Annotated in this window: 20 protein-coding genes; 14 read left to right on the forward strand and 6 right to left on the reverse strand. The window is 59.4% G+C overall.

The window, feature by feature from the left end; genetic code table 11:
• Window positions 1–13: 13 nt before the first annotated feature.
• Both SLH49_RS16560 and SLH49_RS16565 read right to left on the reverse strand, forming a co-directional pair.
• On the reverse strand, window positions 14–3706 hold the full coding sequence (locus tag SLH49_RS16560; RefSeq protein WP_320270267.1) for an efflux RND transporter permease subunit: 3693 nt from the start codon (window positions 3704–3706) through the stop codon (window positions 14–16).
• On the reverse strand, window positions 3703–4944 hold the full coding sequence (locus tag SLH49_RS16565) for an efflux RND transporter periplasmic adaptor subunit (protein ID WP_320270268.1): 1242 nt from the start codon (window positions 4942–4944) through the stop codon (window positions 3703–3705). The genes SLH49_RS16560 and SLH49_RS16565 overlap by 4 nt, the downstream gene beginning before the upstream one ends.
• 256 nt (window positions 4945–5200) lie before the next feature.
• Between SLH49_RS16565 and SLH49_RS16570 the strand changes: the two genes are divergently transcribed.
• The 3 genes from SLH49_RS16570 to der are packed head-to-tail and all read left to right on the forward strand — an operon-like array spanning window position 5201 to window position 8680.
• Window positions 5201–5857, forward strand: a complete 657-nt coding sequence (locus tag SLH49_RS16570) for a tetratricopeptide repeat protein (protein ID WP_320270269.1) — start codon at window positions 5201–5203, stop codon at window positions 5855–5857.
• Window positions 5858–5878: 21 nt separating this feature from the next.
• Window positions 5879–7174 (forward strand): PQQ-like beta-propeller repeat protein, encoded by a 1296-nt coding sequence (locus SLH49_RS16575; RefSeq protein WP_320270270.1) that lies wholly within the window; start codon window positions 5879–5881, stop codon window positions 7172–7174.
• Between the two features lie 48 nt (window positions 7175–7222).
• Entirely contained in the window at window positions 7223–8680 is a 1458-nt protein-coding gene (gene der / locus SLH49_RS16580; protein ID WP_320270271.1) for a ribosome biogenesis GTPase Der, read from the forward strand.
• Here the strand turns inward: der and SLH49_RS16585 are convergent.
• Entirely contained in the window at window positions 8655–9374 is a 720-nt protein-coding gene (locus SLH49_RS16585; RefSeq protein WP_320270272.1) for a hypothetical protein, read from the reverse strand. The genes der and SLH49_RS16585 overlap by 26 nt on opposite strands.
• Window positions 9375–9488: 114 nt before the next feature.
• On the opposite strand from SLH49_RS16585, the gene SLH49_RS16590 reads away from it, so the two are divergent.
• Window positions 9489–10628: a DUF2235 domain-containing protein gene (locus SLH49_RS16590; RefSeq protein ID WP_320270273.1), complete on the forward strand. Its 1140-nt coding sequence runs from the start codon at window positions 9489–9491 to the stop codon at window positions 10626–10628.
• Here SLH49_RS16590 and serS read toward each other — a convergent pair.
• A complete protein-coding gene (gene serS, locus SLH49_RS16595; protein WP_320270274.1) occupies window positions 10603–11895 on the reverse strand; it encodes a serine--tRNA ligase in 1293 nt (430 codons plus the stop codon). The genes SLH49_RS16590 and serS overlap by 26 nt on opposite strands.
• 228 nt (window positions 11896–12123) lie before the next feature.
• On the opposite strand from serS, the gene secD (SLH49_RS16600) reads away from it, so the two are divergent.
• The 10 genes from secD (SLH49_RS16600) (at window position 12124) to SLH49_RS16645 (ending at window position 19483) form a co-directional block, all read left to right on the forward strand.
• Complete coding sequence (gene secD / locus SLH49_RS16600) at window positions 12124–13167, forward strand: SecDF P1 head subdomain-containing protein (RefSeq protein WP_320270275.1); 1044 nt, start codon at window positions 12124–12126, stop codon at window positions 13165–13167.
• 230 nt (window positions 13168–13397) lie between these two features.
• Window positions 13398–13679 (forward strand): preprotein translocase subunit YajC, encoded by a 282-nt coding sequence (yajC, locus tag SLH49_RS16605; protein ID WP_320270276.1) that lies wholly within the window; start codon window positions 13398–13400, stop codon window positions 13677–13679.
• 19 nt (window positions 13680–13698) lie between these two features.
• On the forward strand, window positions 13699–15360 hold the full coding sequence (gene secD, locus SLH49_RS16610) for a protein translocase subunit SecD (RefSeq protein ID WP_320270277.1): 1662 nt from the start codon (window positions 13699–13701) through the stop codon (window positions 15358–15360).
• Window position 15361: 1 nt separating this feature from the next.
• Window positions 15362–16330, forward strand: coding sequence for a protein translocase subunit SecF (gene secF / locus SLH49_RS16615; protein WP_320270278.1), 969 nt, complete (start codon window positions 15362–15364; stop codon window positions 16328–16330).
• 9 nt (window positions 16331–16339) lie between these two features.
• Window positions 16340–16693: an Mth938-like domain-containing protein gene (locus SLH49_RS16620; protein ID WP_320270279.1), complete on the forward strand. Its 354-nt coding sequence runs from the start codon at window positions 16340–16342 to the stop codon at window positions 16691–16693.
• Window positions 16694–17395 carry a heme ABC exporter ATP-binding protein CcmA gene (locus SLH49_RS16625; RefSeq protein WP_320270280.1) on the forward strand — a complete coding sequence of 234 codons (702 nt, stop codon included), beginning with the start codon at window positions 16694–16696 and terminating at the stop codon, window positions 17393–17395.
• Entirely contained in the window at window positions 17392–18048 is a 657-nt protein-coding gene (gene ccmB / locus SLH49_RS16630) for a heme exporter protein CcmB (RefSeq protein WP_320270281.1), read from the forward strand. The genes SLH49_RS16625 and ccmB overlap by 4 nt, the downstream gene beginning before the upstream one ends.
• Window positions 18049–18089: 41 nt before the next feature.
• Window positions 18090–18818, forward strand: coding sequence for a heme ABC transporter permease (locus tag SLH49_RS16635; RefSeq protein WP_320270282.1), 729 nt, complete (start codon window positions 18090–18092; stop codon window positions 18816–18818).
• Entirely contained in the window at window positions 18811–18954 is a 144-nt protein-coding gene (gene ccmD / locus SLH49_RS16640; RefSeq protein WP_320238913.1) for a heme exporter protein CcmD, read from the forward strand. The genes SLH49_RS16635 and ccmD overlap by 8 nt, the downstream gene beginning before the upstream one ends.
• Window positions 18947–19483, forward strand: coding sequence for a DsbE family thiol:disulfide interchange protein (locus SLH49_RS16645; RefSeq protein ID WP_320270283.1), 537 nt, complete (start codon window positions 18947–18949; stop codon window positions 19481–19483). Before ccmD ends, SLH49_RS16645 begins: the two co-directional genes overlap by 8 nt.
• Before the next feature lie 27 nt (window positions 19484–19510).
• On the opposite strand, the gene SLH49_RS16650 is transcribed toward SLH49_RS16645, so the two are convergent.
• Together SLH49_RS16650 and acnA are read right to left on the reverse strand one after the other, a co-directional pair.
• Window positions 19511–19984: an SMI1/KNR4 family protein gene (locus SLH49_RS16650; protein ID WP_320270284.1), complete on the reverse strand. Its 474-nt coding sequence runs from the start codon at window positions 19982–19984 to the stop codon at window positions 19511–19513.
• 85 nt (window positions 19985–20069) lie between these two features.
• The gene (acnA, locus tag SLH49_RS16655; protein ID WP_320270285.1) at window positions 20070–22760 is read right to left on the reverse strand and encodes an aconitate hydratase AcnA; all 2691 of its coding nucleotides are present in this window, start codon (window positions 22758–22760) and stop codon (window positions 20070–20072) included.
• Between the last annotated feature and the right edge of the window lie 201 nt (window positions 22761–22961).

A 22961-nucleotide genomic window follows, 5' to 3' on the forward strand; every position in this document is an offset into this window, starting at 1 on the left:
GCGACCCTGTGTGTTACTCTGCGGCCTGTAGTGGGTTCTTTAGCTGCAGTGGCGGTAGCGGCTCTTCCACCTGTTCTTCATCCCAGATGAACTCTGGCGCCTTGACCCGCCGCGCCTGCCGTTCCAGCGCCCAATCGCGCGCGGCACGACTGCTGCGGCCCATTGAGAGTTTTGCCAGAAGCCGCGCGATCCAGAGCATATACGTGACAAACCAGACCCGGACCGCCAGCATGGACGGTGTGAAGACCAGCGTCAGCATCGTCGCAATCCCGAGGCCGAAGACGACAGCCGTTGCCAGCTGCTTCCACCAGAGCGCCGTGGGGCTGTCGATGGAATAGCCGCCATTCATGAAATCGAGGCTGAGGCCAAACATCATCGGCGCAAGGCCCGCCATGGTCGTGATCGTGGTCAGCAGAACCGGCCTGATCCGTGCCTGAGCGGTGCGCGTGATCGCCTCGGTCCGGGGCATGTATTTGCTGTATTCCTGATATGTGTCGATCAGGATGATGTTGTTGTTCACCACGATACCCGCAAGGGCGACGATACCGGTTCCAGTCATGATGATCGAGAAGGGCTGCCCCATCACAAGCATCCCCACAAGCGATCCGGCGGTGGACATCACAACGGCCATCAGCACGAGGAACGAGTTATAGATACTGTTGAACTGCGCGAGCAGGATGATGAACATCAGCCCCAACGCACCGGCAAAAGCCACCTGCAGGAAGGCACCGGATTCCTCCTGATCCTCCTGATCGCCGGTCCATTCCCACGCGATGGAAGCGGGCAGGGGGTTGGTCTCCAACCACTCGGTCAGCACCGCGATCCGCTCATTGGGGTTGACCGGTACTTCGTTTACGTTTCCGGCATCCACAAGCGCTGCCAGATCCGTAAAGCTCGCAGCCGCCTCCAGGCTGACAACGTTGTAACGATCCATCCCGGTCGCTTCATCATTGACGCGTTCGACAATGGCCTGCGTTTCGCCGTCGACCAGCTTGAAGAGATTGGCCCCCACATCCGCCTTCACGTCGAAATACCGTGTCTGGTCGATCCGATCGATCTGCGCGAGCTTGGCGACAGGCGTGCGCGTGATGAAGTTTGACAGCGGGACAAGTCCCTGATTGGTGCGCACGCGCAAACTGTCAAGCGTCGATAGCACTCGGTCCTCGGCAGGCAGGCGGACGCGGATCTCAATCTCTTCGTCAGAGGTATCAACCCGCATCGTATCGAGCAGGATGCCGCGCGTGACCATCTGCACCATCGCGCCAACGGTGGCCACGTCTGCGCCGAAGCGCCCGGCCTTTTCGACATCCACATCGATCTGCCAGTCGATACCGGGCAGGGGCAGTGAATCCTCGATTGTGATCAGTCCTGGTGTCTGGTCGAAGTACGCACGTGCTGTGCTGGTTGCCAACAGCAGGTCATCCCAATCATCGCCCTTCAGGCGCAGATGCACGGGCTTGCCCGAGGCAGGGCCACGGTTTTGCGCGAGAATCTCCGTCTCAATGCCCGGCAGCCTGGCAAGCTCTGCCTGCAGCTCATCGAGCACAACGTCACCGTCAAGCTCGGCGATACCGGCACGATCTTCCCATGGAATCGTCTCAAGCTGCACCTGACCGATCGTGTCGGCAGGGATCGCGGCACCACTGGCATCCGTGTTCAGCCCACCGTCACCGGCAAAGGCGAAGGCCGTGATCACGCCGGGATGGGCGAGCACGATATCCTCGGCCTGACGCACCAGCGCATCCTTTTCGGCCAAAGACAGGTTACCGCGCGCCCGGACATAGACGATGGCCTGTTCGGGCTCGGATTCCACAAAGAATTCAACGCCGTTGTTGTTGCTGCCATAATAACCAAAGATCGAGAAGACCGTGAAAGCGACAGCGCCGACTGTTACCAGCGGCATGATCGGGTTGCCCACGATGAAATGCATGAAGTGACCGAAGGGGCTGCGTTTGTAGCCAGCCTGGATCTTCTTTTCGCCCCGTTCAAACTTGGCGGCACCCATCGTGATCGACAAAAGGAACGCACCGACCAAGAAGAGGAGCATGCCGGGTAACGAGTCACCCAGCCCGCTGGTTTGCACCGCTTCTCCGGTCAGATAGCCGGGGTTCAGCGTGAGCATCGCGCCCGTGAACACAACCATGATCGCTGGAAACACCAAAAGTGCCCGCATGAACCACGGCAGTCTTGCGCGTAGCGCGTCTGATGCCCGCCCGAACATCCGGCTCATCCGCCCGGTCACGCCGCCCATTACGGGCAGGTAGATCAGTGCGACGACGAGTGATGCGGAGAGAACGAAGATCAGCGTGACGGGCAGCATCCCCATGAATTGCCCCGGCACACCCGGCCAGAATAGCATGGGCAGGAAGGCGCAGAGGGTTGTCGCGGTGGACGAGATGATGGGCCAGAACATCCGTTTGGCCGCCTCCACATAGGCATGCATTGGCCCGGTGCCTTCGCGGATGCGCTTGTCGGCATATTCCACCACCACGATGGCACCGTCGACAAGCATCCCCACCGCCAGGATCAGCCCGAACATGACGATGTTCGAGATACTGATCTCCATCACCGCCAGGAGCGCGAAACAGAGGAGGAACGAGGTCGGAATCGCAAAACCGACCAGCAGGGCAGGGCGCGTACCCAAGGCCGCCAGTACCACGATCATCACCAGCGCGATGGCCGTCAGAACCGAGCCTTCCAATTGGCTGACCATGGAGGCCACGTTGCGCGACTGATCGTTGGAGGTGCCGACCTGAATGGCCGCCTGCAATTCCGGCGGCCAGCTGGCGCGTTCCAGTTCGACCTCTTCTTTCACCAAGGCTGCGGTGTCAATCAGGTTGTAGCCCTTGCGTTTGACCACCTGCAACGCGACGGTGTTGACCCCGTTAAAGCGCGCCGTGCCTTCTCTGTCTTCGAATGTCAGACGGATCGTCGCAAGGTCACCCAAGGTGATCACGCGGTCGCCGTCGGTCTTGACGGGCAGGTTGTAGACATCCTGTGGCTCATCAAAGGAAGATGGAATTTTGACGGCAAAGCTGCCTTGCGCCGTTTCCACTTCACCAGCCGCAATCAGAAGGTTGTTGTTGGTGACAACACCGATCAGCTCACTGGCCGTGACGTTGTAAGCCTCCAGCCGCAACGGGTCGATCACGACTTCCAGCATCTCGTCACGCTGCCCGGCAAGCCCGGCCTCCAGCACAGCATCCAGCCCTTCGATCCGGTCCTGCAGGTCCTTGGCGACGCGCAGCAATGTGCGTTCGGGCACCTGACCGGTCAGGTTCACAATAACTATTGGGAATTCGGAAAAGTTGATCTCGGTGATTTGGTATTGGTCGGCACCTGCGGGAAACTGCGCCTCGGCATTGTTCATGGCCGAACGGATATCGGCAATGATGGCGGACTTGTCCCAGCCGAACTCAAATTCCAGCGCCATACCGGCAAAGCCCTCTGCCGCCGTCGCGGACATGGATTTCAGACCGTCAAGATCAGAAAGCTCCGTCTCCATTGGCTGCACGAGCAGCGTTTCGCTGTCTTCGGCTGAGATACCCGGGAAGGGAACTGAGACAAAAATCGCCGGGATTTCGATATCCGGCTCACCCTCTTTCGGCAGGCCCACATAGGCCATGCCCCCCGCCAGCAATGACAGGGCAATAAAGGCCAGCACCATCCGCGCACGCGCGGCGGCCATATCGACGATACCGTTCATCCCTTGGCCTCTTGAAATGTGGGCGCGACAGCCACGCCATCCACGACGAATTCCTGCCCGATTGTGATGATATCAAGTGCATCCGGCAGGTCGGTGACCCACACACCCTGGGCGGTGTCGCGCAGCAGCGTGACGGCCATGAACTTTGCCGTATTGTCCGCATCCACCGTGCGCACGCCCAATACTCCGTCATCATCCAAGGTCAGTGCCGATTGCGGGATCAGGTGGGCCATCTGACCTTCAGAGGCCACGATGATCTCGGCAGTTTGGCCGTCGCTGATCGCAAGGTCCTGATTTGGAATGGTGACCTCGACGCGGAATGTGCGGGTCAACTCGTCAGAGCTGCGCGACAGGAAGGTTACAAGGCCCTGCACCTCTCGCCCGTCCGCAATGCGTGCGCCGGCGATGGCGCCAACAGTAATCTTGCGCACGTCAAGTTCAGGGACAAAGCCCACCAGCTTGATCTCTTCAAGCTGAATGATCGTCGCACACAGCGCGCCCGGCTGCATCAGTGTGCCCAGTTCGGCGGTATCGGTCTCCAAGAGGCCCGAAAACGGAGCAGTGATTTCGAGACGCTCAATCTCGCGCTCAGCCGACGCCACGGCCGCCTCGGCGGCTTCAATGCCAGCTTCGGCGGAAGCTACGGCAGAGTTTGCGCGCTGCCGACCGGCAGTTGCGGCATCCATGGCCGCCTGAGCGCCGACCAGCCGCGTTTCAGATGCAAAACCGTCCTCTGACAGCTGCCTTGCGGCGTTCAGATTGATCTCTGCCTCGCGTACCCGCGCGTCGGCTTCTGTCACACCCGCCAGCGCTTCTGGGACGCGCCCCATTGCTTCGGCCAGACGTGCACGCGCTTCTGCCAAAGACGCCTCGCGCGTGCCGGGGTCAAGACGGCACAGCATATCGCCTTCACTCACACTCGCCCCCTTGCGCAAGGGTTCCGAGATCACAAGACCAGACGTCTCGGCAGCAACCGAGACCTGACGCGCGGCCTCGGTCCGGCCACGCAAAACGACAGCGCTGTCAATCGTTTGTGCGGTTGAATGCATCGCGACGACCCCTACGGCAGCAGACGCGGCTGTGTTATTTGCAGCGGTCGCAGTTGCTGTCTCGTTAATGGCCTCTGCGGCAGGCGCTGCGTCACCTTGCGCGAACGCTACCAGCTGGTCCCGCTCAAAGATCACGAAATACAATACGCCGAGCACCAGCAACGCGGTGATCACAGGAATGAGTCTCATACCAAGCCCCTATACCTATCGGACAAGCACCGATAGCAATTGGATTTTTTGTTCGTCCTGCGTGTCTGAGATTATCCTTGATCACGCAATATGCACTAAACCACTCAGTTCACTTTACACCTCTGTTTCCGTCACGACAAGTTCACTTTTCTGCGTTGCAGCTGGATCGTTATGCTCGGCTCTTGTTCATCCTGTCTGCTTCACGATATGTACGCGCAAACGGCGCGTCGTATGCCGCTGACGAAAGAGGCCCAAGGTGAGCAATCCGGACAGTTTTATCAACGAAGTCACCGAAGAGGTGCGTCGCGAGAAGCTTTTTGGATATCTGCGTCGCTATGGCTGGATCGGTGTTGTCTGTGTGCTGGCGCTAGTTGGTGGGGCGGCCTGGATCGAATATAGCAATGTGCAAGCGCGCAATGCGGCAGAGGCTACGGGCGACGCCCTTTTGGCCGCACTTGAAGAGGATGACCCGACCGCCCGCGCAGCCGCGATTGCGGCGGTCAGCACAGATGGCAGTGCCGCCGCTGTCACAGCGCTCTTGACCGCGTCCACCCAAGTGGAGGCAGGCGATGTTGAGGGCGCGGCGGCGACACTCGATGCCCTTTCCATCAATCAGGATGTGCCAGAGACCTATCGCGAGCTTGCGACGATCAAGGCCGCGATGCTGCCTGTCGCGGATACCGAAACGCGGCTCGCGTCGCTGGAGTTTCTGTCTCAGCCAGGTCAGCCCTTCCGGCTTCTCGCGTTAGAGCAGCTTGCCTATGTGACATTGGAAACCGGCGATACCGAAGCCGCCCTTGCGATTTTGCGCCAGATCGAAGAAGACGCAGCCGTGAGCCGCGGCCTGCGCGAGCGGGCGCAAACCCTTATGGTGGCCTTGGGTGAGCCTTTGCCCGAACCCGCTACCGAGTAGATTTCAGATCGGATCACGGACGTGACAGGCAGAACACTTATCGGCGCGACGCTCGCACTCGCTTTTCTGGCGGCTTGCGGCGAAGAGGATGTCATCCTGCCGGGGGAACGGTTCGATGTGCGTCCACAGGCGGCGACAGTGAACGAGGTCCGGCTTGTTGCCCTGCCAACGGCTGAGGTGAATGCTGACTGGACCCACCGCAATGGCGGGCCTGCGCACCGGATTACCCATCCGGCTTTGGGCGCGACGCTCAGCCCTCTTTTTGTTGCGGATATTGGTGAGGGCGATGACCGCCGCGCGCGGATTACGGCAGAGCCCGTCGTTGCGGGCGGCGTAATCTACACGGTGGATTCGCGTGCAACTGTAACGGCGACATCATCAGCGGGCGCGACCTTGTGGTCACGCAATCTGGCGCCCAGCCGCGACGGGGCGGCGGATGCCTCGGGCGGCGGTGTTTCCGCAGGTGGTGGCCAGGTCTTTGTGACGACCGGCTTTGGCGAGATTACGGCCTTGAATGCGACCGATGGCCAAGTGCAATGGGTGCAGGATCTTGACGCACCGGTCACCACTGGACCCACCTTGCGCGGCGATCTGGTTTATGTCGTCTCGCGCGACAGCACGGCCTGGGCGCTCGACACCAGCAATGGCCGCATTCGCTGGCAGCGCAGCGGCACGCCTTCGGATGCCAACTTTGGCGGCGGGGCGTCACCTGCCGTGCAGGGGGAATTCGCGATCTTCCCGTTTCCATCGGGCGAGGTGGCCGCAACGTTCCCGCGCGGCGGTCTGCCACGCTGGTCGACTGTCGTGTCAGGTGATCGTCTGGGGCGGGCGGCCTCGCTGATCAACGATATCGCCGGTGATCCGGTCATTTCCGGTAATCGTGTCTATATCTCCAACTTTGGCGGTCGCACCGTGGCGCTTGACCTCCGGGACGGGACCCGCATCTGGACGGCGGGTGAGGGGGCGGTCAGCCCGGTCTGGCCCGTCGGCGATGCCCTGTTCCTGATCAACGATGTGAATGAACTCGTTCGGCTCGACACACGCACTGGCCGCCCCGTCTGGCGCATTGCCCTGCCGAAATTCGATGAGGGGCGCACCGTACGGCAACGCGCCATCTTTGCCCATTACGGCCCGATCCTGGCTGGTGGGCGGTTGATTGTCGCGTCATCCGATAACCTGATCCGGCAGTTTGACCCCACCTCTGGCGCGCTTTTGGGCACAATTGATCTACCCGGTGGCGCGGCCTCCGCTCCAATTGTGGCGGGCGGGACGCTTTATGTCCTCAGCAAAACGGGCCAATTGCACGCTTTTCGTTGAGCATCACTTCGTGTAACGGGTTCGGTCAAACCCGTCAGGAGCCGCTTGATGACCTTTACCCTTGCCATTGTGGGGCGTCCCAATGTGGGCAAATCCACGCTGTTCAACCGTCTGGTGGGCAAGAAACTCGCGCTGGTCGATGACCAGCCGGGGGTGACCCGCGACCTACGCGAGGGCGAAGGGCGGCTGGCCGATCTGCGCTTTACCGTGATCGACAGCGCCGGTCTGGAAGAGGCGACAGATGACAGCCTGCAGGGCCGTATGCGCCGCCTGACGGAACGTGCGGTGGAAATGGCCGATATCTGCCTTTTCATGATCGATGCGCGGGCCGGTGTGTTGCCCGCGGATGAGGTCTTTGCCGATATTCTGCGCAAGAAAAACGCGAATGTCATCCTCGCCGCCAATAAGGGCGAGGGGAAGGCGGCGGATGCCACCATTCTTGAGGCTTATTCCCTTGGGCTGGGAGAGCCGATCCGCATCTCTGCCGAGCATGGTGAGGGGATGGGCGATCTTTTAGAGGTGCTGCGCCCGATTGCGGAGGCGCATGCCGAGCGCGCAGCGGCGGATGCGCCCGAGGTCGACGTAGATGTGGGCGACGATGATGAGGACGCGCCGCGCGTGCCCACACACGCAAAACCGCTGCAGATCGCCGTTGTCGGGCGTCCAAATGCGGGCAAATCGACCCTGATCAACCAGATCATTGGTGAAGAGCGTTTGTTGACCGGGCCGGAGGCGGGGATCACGCGCGATGCGATTTCGGTTCAGACCGAATGGGGCGGCGTTCCGATGCGCATCTTTGATACCGCTGGTATGCGCAAAAAAGCGAAGGTGCAGGAAAAGATCGAGAAACTCTCTGTCTCGGACGGGCTGCGCGCGGTGAAGTTTGCCGAGGTGGTTGTCGTCCTGCTCGACGTGGAAATCCCCTTTGAACAGCAGGATTTGCGGATTGCCGATCTGGCGGAGCGGGAAGGCCGCGCGGTGGTCGTGGCTGCCAACAAATGGGATGTTGAGGGCGACAAACAGGCGAAGCTCAAGCAATTGCGCGATGATTTTGAGCGGCTCTTGCCTCAGCTGCGCGGTGCCCCGTTGGTCACGGTTTCCGCTAAGACGGGCAAAGGGCTCGACCGGCTGCAGCAGGCGATCATGCGCGTGCATGAGGTCTGGAACCGCCGCGTGGCGACGGCGCTACTCAACCGCTGGCTCACAGGCATGCTCGAACAGCACCCGCCACCGGCACCGGGCGGCAAGCGGATCAAGATGCGCTACGCGACGCAAGTGAAGACGCGCCCGCCTGCTTTTGTGGTGATGACATCGCATCCCGAAGCGGTACCTGAAAGCTACAAGCGCTATCTGATCAACGGGTTACGGCTCGATTTTGACATGCCGGGTGCGCCGATCCGGCTGTATCTGCGTGATCAGGGGGACAAAAATCCGTATAAGGACAAAAAATCGTCCCAGCCATCCCGGCTGTCAAAACACCTCAAGAAGGGACCGACGGCGCGGTAAAGCGGGCCATCGCGGTCAGCCCGGTCAGGATAAGAATGCCGCCAGCAGCGAGCGCGGTCACCGTCCAATTCGCGGCCCCATTGGCGACGCAGATCCCGGCAAGCGCCCAAGTCAGCGTCAGGCCGTAGCCAGCCTCGCGCGTGCGCATCAGGACCGGAACCGCGACAAACAGAGCGCCCAGAATGCCCAGATAGGCCCAGCCGACAGGCCCGGTGATCAGGTCAAAGCCTGCCGCGGTGCTGCCCAATGCCACAAAGGAGGCAGCTGTCAGCCAGCCAGCATAAATGCCAATGGGCACACGGAAAAACCACCGATCCTCTGCCGGTGCGCGCAAAAGGGCTAGAATGGCGCCGAGCCCCATGACAAATATCAGGATCGTCGCCCAAATGGCGTTGGTGTTTGCGACGGCGAGCCATGGCGTACCAACCCCAAGGCTAACGATCAGCGGCCAACGCGCCTGATCCCAGGCCGCGTCAGCTGCCCGTTTCCATATGCCATAAAGGGCTGAAACCAGCAGCCAAGTGTAGATCAGCCCCCAGATTGCAAATGCATAACCTGCAGGCTGCACCGGCGGATTGATCTGTGGGATTGGTAATTGATCGGCACGAAAACCGCTGAACGGGACGGTGACAAGTGGCGACAATACAAATGTCAGCGTCAGGATCAGCGTGATCAGTGCAGGTGTGTGTCTCATGACCTGTAAGATAGGGCATTTGGGTCACTTAAACAGCATGGTCATGAAAAGCTGACTTGTCAGAAGAGCCGCCATGCGTCAGCATTCGCGTATTAGACGAAGGAAATTTGACCCATGAAACGGATTGCAATTCTGTGCGATGGCACGTGGAATTCACCCACGATGAAAATCCCGACGAATGTGGTGAAGCTGCGCGATGCCTGCCTCGACGACGGTAAAAGCCAAGTCGTCATTTACATCCCTGGTGTCGGGGTTAACGAGATCACAAACAAGCTAATCGGCCTTGTCCACAAGTTGGGCGGCGGCGCCTTCGGCTGGGGGCTTGGTGCGAATGTTAGGCGCGCTTACCAGCAGCTTTGCCAGCATTATGAGCCGGGGGATGAGATTTATATCTTCGGCTTTTCGCGCGGGGCATATACGGCGCGATCGCTGGGTGGGATGATCCGCAAGTGTGGGATTGTGCCCAAAAACCGGATTAAAAGCGTGTTTACGCTGAACAAGGCATGGCGGCTTTACAAGCGGCGCGGTGCGGAACTGGACAAAGGTCCGCTCTGGACCCAGCGAAAGGCATTGTCGCCTGATATCGCCACATCAGAAGACGACTGGAAGGAACGCGGGCAGATCGGGAGCATCGTTGATGTCCGCTATATCGGCGTGTGGGACACTGTCGGAGCGAAAGGCCTACCAGTGTCTTTACTGGGCCCAATCGCGAAGTTCTGGAACCGGCGCTATGAGTTCTATGACATGAAGCTCTCCGGCATGGTCAAGAATGCCCGCCACGCGATTGCGCTGGACGAGCAACGTATTCTTTTTGAGCCGACCAAATGGGACAACCTTCCAGAGCGCAACGATGGTGCTGTTGGCCCGGACCGACCGTATCAGCAGCTTTGGTTCATTGGCGATCACGGCACGGTTGGTGGTAGTAAAGAGACGCGTGAACTCGTTTCGTTCCCTTTGGAGTGGATTGCCCAGGGTGCCGAAAAACTGGGGCTGCAGCTTGATGGCAGCGTGGAGATTCCCGATGTTCCGGGCGATGCATCGGCCCGGTCACCGCATCTCGATCAGCGGGTCGGACCGCTTTATGCGTGGCGCGTGGGTCCAACCGATCCGATGCTCTACCATTTTTCAGTGGCAGAGCGGATGCGTTTGCTTGGCAACGGCTACAAGCCGCAATCGGCAAGCGGGGTGCGACAGGCCTTGCTTCAATTGCCTGCCGAACAACCGGATGTTAGACCAGAAGTCCTTCATGCGTGATCCGGGTTTTGCCGCGCAGATAAGGATGCAGGGCGGCGGGCAGGTCGACCGACCCGTCCTCCTGCTGCCCGTTTTCGACGACGGCAATCAGCGCGCGTCCCACCGCAAGGCCGGAGCCGTTGAGGGTGTGTACGAATTGCGGCTTACCACCCTCGCAGGGCTTGTAACGCGCATTCATACGCCGGGCCTGATAATCACCCGCGACTGAGACAGAACTGATCTCGCGATACTTGTTCTGGCCCGGCAGCCAGACCTCAATATCATGGGTCTTGCGCATGCCAGCCCCCAGATCACCGGTGCAAAGCACAACCGTGCGGTAGGGCAGGTCCAGTTTTTCAAGGATGGCTTCGGCGCATTTTGTCATGCGGTCATGCTCAGCGGCGCTGTCCTCTGGTCGGGTGATGCTGACCATCTCGACCTTTTCGAACTGATGCTGGCGCAGCATGCCCGATGTGTCGCGACCTGCCGATCCGGCCTCTGAGCGGAAGCACTGGGTGTGGGCGACATAGCGGCGGGGGAGGTAGTCTTCCTCAATCGTCATGCCATTGACGATATTGGTCAGCGTCACCTCAGCCGTGGGGATCAGCCACCAGCCATTGGTGGTCTGATAGCTGTCCTCGCCGAATTTCGGCAATTGGCCGGTGCCGTACATCATCTCTTCGCGCACGAGCACGGGGGTGATGGTTTCGGTCAGCCCATGCTCTTCCACATGGACATCGATCATAAACTGCGCGAGCGCCCGGTGCAGCCGCGCAACAGCGCCTGAGAGCAGGACAAACCGGCTGCCCGACAGCTTGGCCGCCGTTTCAAAATCCATTCCTGGACGGATCGCGGGGATTTCGTAATGCTCAACAGCATCAAAGCTGAAATTGCGTGGGCTGCCATGGCGATGAATTTCTACATTGTCGTCCTCATCACCGCCATCCGGGATCGTCTCATCTGGCAGGTTCGGAATGCCCATCAAGAGATCGGTGAGGGCAGCGTCCTTCGCCTTGGCCTCATCATTCAGCGTCGCGATTTCTGACTTCTTTTCGGCCATAAGCGCACGCAAGCGCTCAAACTCAGCCTCATCCCCGCGCGCTTTAGCGGCACCCACCTCTTTGGCGGCCTTGTTCGCCTCGGCCTGCGCTGTCTCTGCCGCCAGAATCTTTTCACGCCGCGCTTCATCCAAGCTGAGAACCTCAAGGGATACCGGCGCAATCCCACGACGAGACAGGGCTGCATCAAAGGCAGCGGGGTTGTCACGGATAGCGCGGATATCATGCATGGGTCCGGTCCTTTGGTGTTTGTGTCAGTGGGCGTCATATGCCCGAATGCAGGCATCAAGTGAACCAAGAAAGTTTGGGTGACCGGCGCCCTGCATCGCCGCAATGATTTTTTGTATTAAAGGTAGTATGTTAGGGGTGAAACTGAAGGCGGGATTGCCCGCATAAAGTGGCATTGTTAGTGTTGTGGAGCGCGCATCTTATCCTATTGAAGGACATGCCACATCGTGATGGCGTTTCTATTTCGCATGCTGATGGCTGCGACCATCACTATCCTCGCGGTTTTGCCTGGCAAATTCGCGCATGCCGATGACGCGGACGCGGCATCAGGCGGCGTCTATTTTCTGCTCGAGGTCGCGCTGGAAGATGCCCGTGCGGCGTGTCTGGATCGCCTATGGTCAGAGATACGGGACGCCCTTGCCCCCGACCGCGAAATCGTTGGCTTCATAAAGCGCTTGGAAAGCCCCGCGACAGAACTGCACATCCGTATCACTGAAGAGGCAGGTATAAGCCATGCGATGTCGGTTGTGCGTGACCTTGCGTCAACAGGGCCAAGTGACACTGTGCCGTCATTTATCAACGTGAAGGCCGAAAACCAGACATTGATCATCCGCCTTAGCCCGACAGGGCAGGGGGTGACCGATGAAATCACGATGGAACAGACGCTGACCACACTTGATCGACGATTGCGCGAGCTTGGTATCTTTGCCCCAACAGTGATGCGGCAAGACGATGATCGGATTGTGGTGATTGCTTTCGGGGAAGGCGGGCACGAGGCGCTTTTGCAAGCGCATTGGACCCAGGCGCAGCTGAGTTTTCATACAGTCATTGCGATCACGGCAGAGCTGGAGACGGTCGCAGGGACGGGCCAGACCCTCTTGCCCGCTCAGAACGATCCGGAGCTGTTCTACCTCGTTGAGCGCAGGCCGGTTGTCCGCGGCGAAGATCTTGCCGATGTCCGGCTGACGTTTGATAGAAACGACCGGCCCGCGATTGCGTTTCAATTTGCGCCACCTGCGGCAAGTCGGTTTGCTGACTATACACAGGCCAATATCGGGACTGCATTTGCGATCGTACTGGATGGAGTCGTCCTTTCCGCCCCCGTTATCCGAACGCAGATCTCAGGTGGGCAGGGGATCATTGTGGGCAACTTCACCGAAGAGGAGGTCGTCGATCTTGTCGCGATGCTGCAAGCGGGTTTTTTGCCCGCAAGGTTGGCTGTTATCGAAGAACGCGTGATCGGCCCCGTCATTGACCGTCTCGATGAGCAGTAAGCCGACTTCGGACAAATAGCTGACCGCAGGTTGGGACGCTTCGATCAGCCAAATCAATTGCACCGCCTCGCCAAGAATCGTTTTGTTGATTGCTTTCCGCAAACCCAGCGCCCATATGACAGCGAAACCAAGGCAAAAGACCGTTAGGCGCGGTTGCCAAGCGCGCGGGCGGGTCATAATGTGCCGCGAATTTTCAGGGCGGTACGGCCGCGCAGATCAAGGGATGGAATATGAGAGCCGAAGACCTCATTTTATTGCTGCTGATTTTCGGGATCATGTATCTCCTGCTGATCCGGCCCCAGCAGAAAAAAGTGAAAGAACATCAGGCCATGCTCTCGGCCTTGCGGCGCGGGGATCAGATCATCACTCAGGGCGGCGTTGTCGGCAAGATCGTCAAGGTCAAGGATGACGCCAATGAGGTTGAGGTTGAGATCGCCAAGGGTGTGAATGTCCGCGTTGTGAAATCAACCATCGCAACCGTGATGAACAAGACCGAACCGGCGAAAACCTGAACCGCCGAAAGGCTGCCTGATGCTCAATATCTCTTTTCCCAAGCTGGTCATGATCTGGTTGACGGTCGCGGTCGGTTTGCTTTTCGCCATGCCGAACGGGTTCTATGGCCGGGTTGAGACCCACAATGACGCGATGGCGATCATTGAGACGGGTCAGACCAGCGCAGAGTTGGAGGCGGACGCGGCGGAATGGCCGAGTTTTTTGCCATCCGGCCTTGTTAATCTGGGTCTCGATCTCCGCGGCGGAGCGCATCTCTTGGTCGAGGTGCAGGTTGAGGATGTGCATGCTTCATTCCTCGAAGGCTTCTGGCCATCCGTGCGCGACGTTCTGGCGGCTGAACGCGATGTCGTTGGCTTTGTCACCCGTGAGGATAGTCCGCCCACCGAATTGCGCGTACGTATTTCGCAATCCGAAGGGGCGACCCGCGCCTTTGAGCTTGTGCGCGGTCTGGCGAGTCCTGTGGCCTCATTCACCGGTGCAGCGGCCACCAATATCGACGTGCGGCTCAACGGCACACTTCTGACCATCACGCTCAGCGAAGCCGAACGCGCGGCGATGGATGAACGCACAATCCTGCAAACGCTCGAAATCATCCGCCGCCGGATTGATGAGGTGGGCACCCGTGAGCCCACAATTCAGCGGCAGGGGGCCGAGCGTATCCTCGTGCAGGTGCCCGGCGTTGGTTCCGCCAACGAGATTATTGACCTTTTGGGGACCACCGCACAACTGACCTTCAATCAGGTTGAAGGCATCGCATCGGACGCCGATGAGCCTCCCGGAACCGGCAACATGATCCTGCCATCGCTGGATGAGCCGGGATTGTTCTATCGGCTGGAACGGCGGCCTGTTGTGACGGGCGAGGATCTGGAAAACGCGCAGCTTGATTTCGACCAGAATGGCCGACCTGCTGTGGCGTTCCGTTTCAACACATCTGCTGCGCGGACGTTCGGGGATTACACGCTTGAGAATGTCGGGCGGCAATTTGCGATTGTGCTGGATGAAGAGGTCATCTCCGCCCCCACAATCCAAAGCCATATTCCAGGCGGTTCGGGGATCATCACCGGGAACTTCACGGTCGAAGAGGCAACCAATCTTGCGGTCCTTCTGCGTGCCGGTGCGCTGCCAGCAGAACTGACATTCCTAGAGGAGCGGACAATCGGCCCGGAACTGGGGGCCGACAGTATCGCGGCGGGGCAGATCGCCTGTATTGTCGCAGGCCTCGCCATCCTCGTCTACATGGTGCTGAGCTATGGGCTTTTTGGCATCTTCGCTAACATCGCTTTGGTCATCAATGTGGGGCTGATTTTCGGGTTGCTGAGCATCGTCGGAGCCACGCTGACCCTGCCGGGGATCGCGGGGATCGTGCTGACCATCGGGATGGCAGTGGACGCCAATGTGATCGTCTTTGAGCGGATCCGCGAGGAACTCAAAACCGCCAAAGGCCCTGCGCGGGCGATTGAACTTGGCTATGAAAAGGCGCTGTCTTCAATCATCGACGCCAACATCACGACATTCATCACAGCCGTGATCCTGTTCACCATGGGCTCTGGTCCGGTCAGCGGCTTTGCCGTGACCTTGGGCTTTGGGATCATCACATCCGTCTTCACTGCGATTTTCGTCACACGGTCCCTGATCGTGGTCTGGTTCGCGCGCACCCGCCCCAAGACAATCGAGGTTTAACATGCGTCTGAAGCTGGTTCGCGAAAACACATCGATTGATTTCTTCAGCAAGGCCAGGATCTGGTTGGGCATTTCCATGGTGCTGATGGTGGTGGCCTTTGCGTCATTCCTGATCCAGGGGCTGAACTACGGGATCGACTTTCAGGGCGGCACAAGTATCCGGACTGAGTCGACCACACCGGTTGATGTCGGGGCCTATCGCTCCGCTTTGGAGGCGCTGGACCTTGGTGATATCTCGATTGCCGAGGTCGATGATCCGCTTTTTGATGAAGATCAGCACGTGGCATTGGTCCGTGTGCAGGCCCAGGAAGGCGATGAGCGGATCGCGAGCGAGACGATTGAGGCCATTCAATCGGCTTTGCGCACGATTGATCCTGATATGACCTTCCCATCGGTAGAATCCGTGGGCCCCAAAGTCTCCGGCGAGTTGATCCAGACCGCGATTATCGCTGTGGCCCTCGCGGTTGTGGCGATCCTGCTCTACATCTGGCTCCGCTTTGAATGGCAGTTTGCCATCGGGGCCGTACTGGCTTTGTCACATGACGTGATCCTGACTATCGGCATCTTTTCGGAACTGCAGATCAAGTTCGATTTGGCGATTATTGCGGCCCTTCTGACCATCGTGGGCTACTCGATCAACGACACGGTGATCGTGTTTGACCGGGTGCGGGAGAACCTGCGGAAGTACAAGAAGAAAGACCTCAAAGAGGTCCTGAATATCTCGATCAACGAAACGCTCAGCCGGACTTTGATGACCTCGGTGACAACCCTGCTCGCGCTGATTTCGCTCTTTGTTTTGGGCGGGGATGTGATCCGAGGTTTCGTCTTTGCGATGATCTGGGGCGTGATCATCGGGACCTATTCGTCGATCTTCGTGGCGTCTGCTATCCTGCTTGTGCTCGGCGTCAAACGCGACTGGTCCAAGAAGGACCCGTCCGCCGGGACACGCTACGGCCATATCGATACCTGAGGGGGGCGGATGCGCCTGAACGAAGTCGAATACAACGATGCGATGCCCATTGATGGCTATGGCCCCGGCTTCTTTCGGATTGGCGGGGAGCGGTTTGAGGGCACGGTCGCTGTCTTTGCAAGTGGCGTAAAGACTTGGGATGGCTTTTCCGATACGCAGACGATCATCGATCAGGCCGATACGATGGATGTGCTTTTTGTCGGCACAGGCGCCGAGATCGCGCATCTGCCCAATGATTTCCGCGTCACGCTGGAGGCGGCTGGGATCGGGGTAGAGCCGATGGCCTCACCCGCCGCATGTCGGACCTACAACGTGCTTTTGTCTGAAGGGCGGCGCATCGCTGTTGCCTTGCTGCCGGTCTGAATGCTGACAGTCCAGAACCTGACTTGCGCACGCGGCGGGATGCCGGTGCTGAGCGATGTCGGGTTTACGGTGGAAGCGGGGCAGGCGCTGGTCCTTCGCGGGCCGAACGGGATCGGGAAGACAACGCTCTTGCGGACCTTGGCCGGATTGCAGCCCACCATTGAAGGGGAAGTGGATTACCCAGAGGATCAGGGTGCCTATGCCAGCCATGCGGATGGCGTGAAAGCGGCGCTGACAGTCTTGGAGAATCTTCAATTCTGGGCGGATGTCTATGGACAGAGCGATGTAGCCGCAGATGTTTTGCCCGGCGGCACCGCCGGGCAGCCCCCGGCCGCCCCCCCGGGCGGGGGGTTCACTCCCACCCGCGGCCGGGGGCTGCCCTCCGTTCTTGATGCCTTCGATCTCGACGACTTGCGGAACCGCATGGGCGGCACCCTCTCTGCCGGGCAGCGCCGCCGCCTCGGCCTCGCGCGACTCGCGGTGATCGGGCGCAAGGTGCTTTTTCTTGATGAGCCCACAGTGTCCTTGGATCGTGCATCGGTGAGCCTCTTTACCGATTGGCTGAAGGCCCATCTGGCGGCGCGAGGCATTGCTGTCATCGCCACCCATATCGATCTTGGGCTGGACGCACCGGAACTGGACCTGACCCCATTCAAAGCCGCACCCGATATGGGCGGCGGCGCGGATGAGGCCTTCTTATGATCGCCCTTCTGCTGCGTGACCTGCGCCTCGCTGTCAGAGCAGGCGGCGGATTTGGCCTCGGCCTTGCCTTCTTTCTGATCGTCGTCGTGCTAGTCCCGTTTGGTGTGGGGCCGGAAACGGAACTTCTGTCGCGCATCGCACCGGGCATCCTCTGGGTCGCGTCTTTGCTGGCCGCGCTCCTCTCGCTCGACCGCATCTTTGCACTCGATTACGAGGATGGCTCGCTGGCCCTGTTGGCCACATCACCCTTGCCACTCGAAGGGGCGGCGTTGATGAAGGCGTTGGCGCATTGGATCACCACCGGTCTGCCGCTGACCATCGCGGCTCCTGCACTGGGGTTCCTGTTAAGCCTCGCGCCCGATGCCTATCTCTATCTGCTCATCTCGCTTCTGATCGGCACGCCAGCCCTGTCGATGATCGGCACTTTCGGCGCCGCGCTGACCGTTGGGCTGCGCCGTGGCGGGCTTTTGTTGTCATTGCTTGTCCTGCCGCTCTACGTCCCAACGCTGATCTTCGGTGCAGAGGCTGTAAGGCGTGGCGCTGATGGGCTCGACCCGACCGGTGCGCTGATCCTGCTGGGGGGCATCACTGCAGGGACATTCGCGTTGATGCCTTTCGCCACTGCGGCGACGTTGCGCATCAATCTGCGGTGATGGGGATTGAGCGTATGGCAGGGGAGGGCTAGATAACGGCCATGTCGATGTGGGAATACGCCAATCCGAAGCTCTTCATGGGCTGGACCCGTCCGGTTCTGCCGTGGCTCTTCTGGTCGGCGGGGCTGTGCCTTGCCGTAGGCCTTGTTTGGGGCTTTTTCTTTACGCCTAACGACTTCCGCCAAGGATCGACGGTCAAGATAATTTACCTGCATGTCCCATCAGCCCTGATGGCGATCAATGCATGGCTGATGATGCTGGTGGCCTCGATCATCTGGGTCGTGCGACGACACCATGTGTCGGCACTAGCAGCACGGGCGGCTGCACCTATTGGCGTCGTGATGACCCTTATCGCGCTCTTTACGGGCGGCATCTGGGGCCAGCCCATGTGGGGGACTTATTGGGCTTGGGACCCACGGCTGACATCCTTTCTGATCCTATTTCTGTTCTATCTGGGCTACATCGCCTTGTGGGAGGCGATTGAGAACCCCGACACCGCCGCGGACCTGACAAGCGTGCTTTGCATGGTCGGATCGATCTTCGCGATCCTGTCGCGCTACGCTGTGCTGTTCTGGAACCAGGGGCTGCATCAGGGGGCAACGCTGTCGCTGGACAAGGAAGAGAACATCTCGGACGTATTCTGGTTCCCGCTTCTGGTCTGCATCGCGGGGTTTGTCCTTTTGTTTATCGCCCTCGTCCTGATGCGCACACGCACCGAAATCCGCGCCCGCCGCATGCGGGCCTTGCAAGCGAGGGCGGCACGTGCCTGATTTGGGAGAATATGCGGTTGAGGTCCTGTCGGCCTATGCGGTCACGCTGGCGCTTTTGGCGATCCTGATCGGGCTCAGCTGGCGGCGCTATGCGCGGGTGAAGGCGGCATTGGAGGAGGTTGAACGGAATGGCTAAAATCTCGCCCCTAATGATCCTGCCGCCCGCGATCTTTGCGGCCTTTGCGGGGCTGGCGCTGGCTGGGATGATGCGGGATAACCCGGACGAGTTGCCCTCGACCTTCGTTGGTCAACAGGCGCCGCCGGTGCCGGTCGAGGCCGTTCAGGGCACAACGCAACTGACCGACGAGGACCTGCGGTCGGGCGACATCACCATCGTGAATTTCTGGGCCAGCTGGTGTCCGCCATGCCGGGCGGAGCATCCGAATCTCTTAGACCTAGAGGCGCAAGGCTACCGCATCGCGGGCGTGAACTTCCGCGACCAGCAAGAGCAGGCCTCGACCTATCTGGTCGATTACGACGATCCGTTCTTTGCCACTGGGTTCGATTTGCGAGGCCGGGTCGCCATCGACTGGGGCGTGACCGCCCCGCCGGAGACATTCATAGTGGACGGAGACGGCACGGTGCTCTACCGGTTTGTCGGACCGCTGGTTGGGTCAGATTATGAGCAGCGGTTCTTGCCGGAATTGGCGAAGGCTGTGGAGTAGTCGAAAATCGCGTGCCAATCTTGCGGATCACAGCCTGCTGAACATTTTGTCGATGGATAGTTGAATGCAGAAATCGTTGAAGTCTGCGGCAACATCCGGATAGTCATCGTAACCTACTCCAAACGCAACAAATCGTGGCCGTTCTTCATTTGTTGTGTCCATTAAGAAGCTTACACCCATATCATCGTCAGCAATGACGATATGGTTGAGGTTTGCTTTCGAACCCAGTGCGTCTCGATGAAATATGGTTTGCTGTACAACATCCATGAAAAAGTTGTTGCGATTACGATCCAAGCCGAAGATTTCAAATCCTTGGCCAACCATGGCTCCGTATTTTAATAGGAACTCGCGGTATACTGGTGGAAATTTCAACCGAAGCTCAACTTGTGCCGCCTCTATCTCTTCGGCGCGGGCCGCTTCGGCGATGTAAGTTGGGTTTGGCGGTGTCTCCGGGACGCCATTGTCAAAGTACCCACGGCCAACCACCACAGGCATTGTCATAATGCTATCGATTTGAAGATGCATGATGCCTTGGCAGATTTACAAATAAGTTGGACCCCGGCGTTTCCGCCGGGGCCATTTATCATCAAGCCGCTTTCGCCAGGTTCTGCAGCACGTAATGCAGCACGCCGCCGGATTTGATGTAGTCGATCTCGACTGCTGTATCGATCCGGCATTTCAGGGTGATGTCCTTAGTCGACCCATCTGCGAAAGTGATGTTGGCCGTCACCTCTTGCAGGGGTTTGACATCCGCCAGCCCTTCGATTGTCACCGTTTCCTCGCCTGTCAGGCCGAGAGATTTGCGGGTGTCGCCGCCGGTGAATTCGAACGGCACGACGCCCATGCCGACGAGGTTCGAGCGGTGGATGCGTTCGAAGTTTTCGGCGATGACCGCCTTGACGCCCAAGAGCGAGGTACCCTTCGCTGCCCAGTCACGAGATGACCCGGCGCCGTATTGCTCACCGCCGAAAACAACCAGCGGGGTGCCGTTGGCCTGATGCGCCATCGCGGCCTCGAAGATCGAGGTTTGCGCGCCGTCGGGCCCTTTGGTGTAGCCGCCTTCGACGCCGTCCAGCATCTCGTTCTTGATGCGGATATTGGCGAAGGTGCCGCGCATCATGACCTCGTGGTTGCCACGGCGGGAGCCGTAAGAGTTGAATTCGCGCACGGGCACCTGCCGTTCGATCAGGTATTTGCCGGCAGGCGTCGTGTCCTTGAACGAGCCTGCGGGGCTGATGTGGTCGGTGGTGACCATGTCGCCGAGGACGGCCAGGACCTTGGCGTTGACCACGTCTTTGATCTCGCCTGGTTCCTTGGACATGCCCTGGAAATAGGGCGGGTTTTGAACGTAGGTCGAAGTGGGTGGCCAGTCATAGGTTTCGCCGGTGGAGGTCTCCACCGATTGCCACTTTTCGTCGCCTTTGAAGACATCTGCATATTTGCTGATGAACGCCTCGCGGGTCACGGTTTTCTCAACCAGTTCGTTGATCTCGGCAGAGGTGGGCCAGATGTCTTTGAGGAACACATCATTGCCGTCCTTGTCCTGTCCCAATGGCTCGGTCGTCAGGTCGGTATCCATCGTGCCTGCCAGCGCATAGGCCACGACCAGCGGAGGCGAGGCGAGGTAGTTGGCGCGGACGTCAGGGCTGATGCGACCCTCGAAGTTGCGGTTGCCGGAGAGGACCGAGGTGGCGACCAGATCGCCCTCAGCAATGGCATCCGACAGTTCTTTCTGGATCGGGCCGGAATTGCCGATGCAGGTGGTGCAGCCGTAGCCGACGAGGTTGAAGCCGATCTTGTCGAGGTCGTCTTGCAGGCCTGCGGCCTCCAGATATTCGCTGACCACCTGCGAACCGGGGGCGAGTGATGTCTTAACCCAAGGCTTGCGATCCAGACCCAAGGCGGCGGCTTTGCGTGCCACAAGACCCGCGCCGATCATCACGTAGGGGTTCGAAGTGTTGGTGCAGGACGTGATGGAGGCAATCACGACCTTGCCGCTCTCCATTGTGTAATCCTCGCCCGCGACGGCGACTTCCTTGCCCATGGGGCGCTTGAAGGTCTCTTCCATTTCCTTCTTGAATGCCGCTTTCGCATCGGTCAGTGCCACGTAATCCTGCGGGCGTTTGGGGCCGGAAATGGCGGGCACGATGGTGCCCATGTCGAGATGCAGCGTGTCGGTGTAAACGGGGGCATAGTTCTCATGGCGCCAGAAGCCGTTTTCCTTGGCATAGGCCTCGACGAGCGCGATGCGCGCTTCATCACGGCCGGTGTTGCGCAGGTAGCGTAGGGTTTCGCCGTCGATGGGGAAGAAGCCACAGGTCGCGCCGTATTCGGGCGCCATGTTGGCGATGGTCGCACGGTCGGCAAGCGGCAGCCGGTCCAGCCCTTCGCCGTAGAATTCGACGAATTTGCCGACAACGCCGAGTTCGCGAAGCATTTCCACGACTTTCAAAACGAGGTCGGTGCCCGTCGTGCCTTCCATCATCTCGCCGGTCAGTTCAAAGCCGACGACTTCGGGGATCAGCATGGACACAGGCTGGCCCAGCATCGCGGCCTCGGCCTCAATCCCGCCCACGCCCCAACCAAGAACAGCGAGGCCGTTGACCATTGTGGTGTGTGAGTCTGTGCCAACGAGCGTGTCGGGATAGGCGACCTCTTCACCATTCTGGTCCTTGTCGGTCCAGACGGTCTGGGCGAGGTACTCCAGGTTCACCTGATGGCAGATGCCGGTGCCGGGGGGCACGACGCGGAAGTTGTTGAAGGCGCCCTGACCCCATTTCAGGAACTGGTAACGCTCCATGTTGCGCTCATATTCGCGGTCCACGTTCATCTGGAAAGCGCGGGGGTTGCCGAACTCGTCGATCATGACGGAGTGGTCGATGACCAGATCAACCGGGTTCAGCGGGTTGATCTGTTGAGCATCACCACCAAGGGCCACGATGCCATCACGCATCGCCGCCAAATCAACGACGGCAGGCACGCCGGTGAAATCCTGCATCAGCACGCGGGCTGGGCGGTAAGCGATCTCGCGCGGGTTCTTGCCGCCATTCGCAGCCCATTCGCCGAACGCCTTGATGTCGTCGACCGAGACCGAGAATCCGTCATCCTCGAACCGCAACAGGTTCTCCAGCACCACTTTCAAAGCGGCGGGCAGCTTCGAAAAATCGCCCAGACCCGCCGCCTCTGCCGCCGGGATCGAGTAGTAGGCAACCGACTGGTTGCCGACGGTGAGGGTTTTGCGGGTTTTGGCTGTGTCTTTGCCGACTGTGATGGTCATGGCTATCCCTTTCGTGGCTATGCAGACGAGACTTGAGGTGCTTCTGCACCAAGCAGAAAAAGCAATCAAGAGGCTCACGCAAGTTTCTGTATACCATTGCACACAATTTCTCACAAGCGTGATCATGACCCCCAATTGCAACATGACATAACACTCGCAATTGGTTGATTGGCTATTTCAAGCAAAGCTGCGTAAGCCTGT

The sequence above is a fragment of the Cognatiyoonia sp. IB215446 genome (assembly GCF_033963825.1).
Classification (GTDB): Bacteria; Pseudomonadota; Alphaproteobacteria; order Rhodobacterales; family Rhodobacteraceae; genus Yoonia.

What these genes read in the sequence shown, in the direction of transcription:
- secD (WP_320270275.1), top strand. Translation starts at nt 12,124, where the DNA reads ATGGCGTTTCTATTTCGCATGCTGATGGCTGCGACCATCACTATCCTC.
- secF (WP_320270278.1), top strand. Translation starts at nt 15,362, where the DNA reads ATGCGTCTGAAGCTGGTTCGCGAAAACACATCGATTGATTTCTTCAGC.
- SLH49_RS16620 (WP_320270279.1), top strand. Translation starts at nt 16,340, where the DNA reads ATGCGCCTGAACGAAGTCGAATACAACGATGCGATGCCCATTGATGGC.
- SLH49_RS16565 (WP_320270268.1), bottom strand. Translation starts at nt 4,944, where the DNA reads ATGAGACTCATTCCTGTGATCACCGCGTTGCTGGTGCTCGGCGTATTG.
- ccmB (WP_320270281.1), top strand. Translation starts at nt 17,392, where the DNA reads ATGATCGCCCTTCTGCTGCGTGACCTGCGCCTCGCTGTCAGAGCAGGC.
- serS (WP_320270274.1), bottom strand. Translation starts at nt 11,895, where the DNA reads ATGCATGATATCCGCGCTATCCGTGACAACCCCGCTGCCTTTGATGCA.
- der (WP_320270271.1), top strand. Translation starts at nt 7,223, where the DNA reads ATGACCTTTACCCTTGCCATTGTGGGGCGTCCCAATGTGGGCAAATCC.
- SLH49_RS16650 (WP_320270284.1), bottom strand. Translation starts at nt 19,984, where the DNA reads ATGACAATGCCTGTGGTGGTTGGCCGTGGGTACTTTGACAATGGCGTC.
- SLH49_RS16625 (WP_320270280.1), top strand. Translation starts at nt 16,694, where the DNA reads ATGCTGACAGTCCAGAACCTGACTTGCGCACGCGGCGGGATGCCGGTG.
- secD (WP_320270277.1), top strand. Translation starts at nt 13,699, where the DNA reads ATGCTCAATATCTCTTTTCCCAAGCTGGTCATGATCTGGTTGACGGTC.
- yajC (WP_320270276.1), top strand. Translation starts at nt 13,398, where the DNA reads ATGAGAGCCGAAGACCTCATTTTATTGCTGCTGATTTTCGGGATCATG.
- SLH49_RS16585 (WP_320270272.1), bottom strand. Translation starts at nt 9,374, where the DNA reads ATGAGACACACACCTGCACTGATCACGCTGATCCTGACGCTGACATTT.
- SLH49_RS16590 (WP_320270273.1), top strand. Translation starts at nt 9,489, where the DNA reads ATGAAACGGATTGCAATTCTGTGCGATGGCACGTGGAATTCACCCACG.
- SLH49_RS16635 (WP_320270282.1), top strand. Translation starts at nt 18,090, where the DNA reads ATGTCGATGTGGGAATACGCCAATCCGAAGCTCTTCATGGGCTGGACC.
- acnA (WP_320270285.1), bottom strand. Translation starts at nt 22,760, where the DNA reads ATGACCATCACAGTCGGCAAAGACACAGCCAAAACCCGCAAAACCCTC.
- SLH49_RS16645 (WP_320270283.1), top strand. Translation starts at nt 18,947, where the DNA reads ATGGCTAAAATCTCGCCCCTAATGATCCTGCCGCCCGCGATCTTTGCG.
- SLH49_RS16560 (WP_320270267.1), bottom strand. Translation starts at nt 3,706, where the DNA reads ATGAACGGTATCGTCGATATGGCCGCCGCGCGTGCGCGGATGGTGCTG.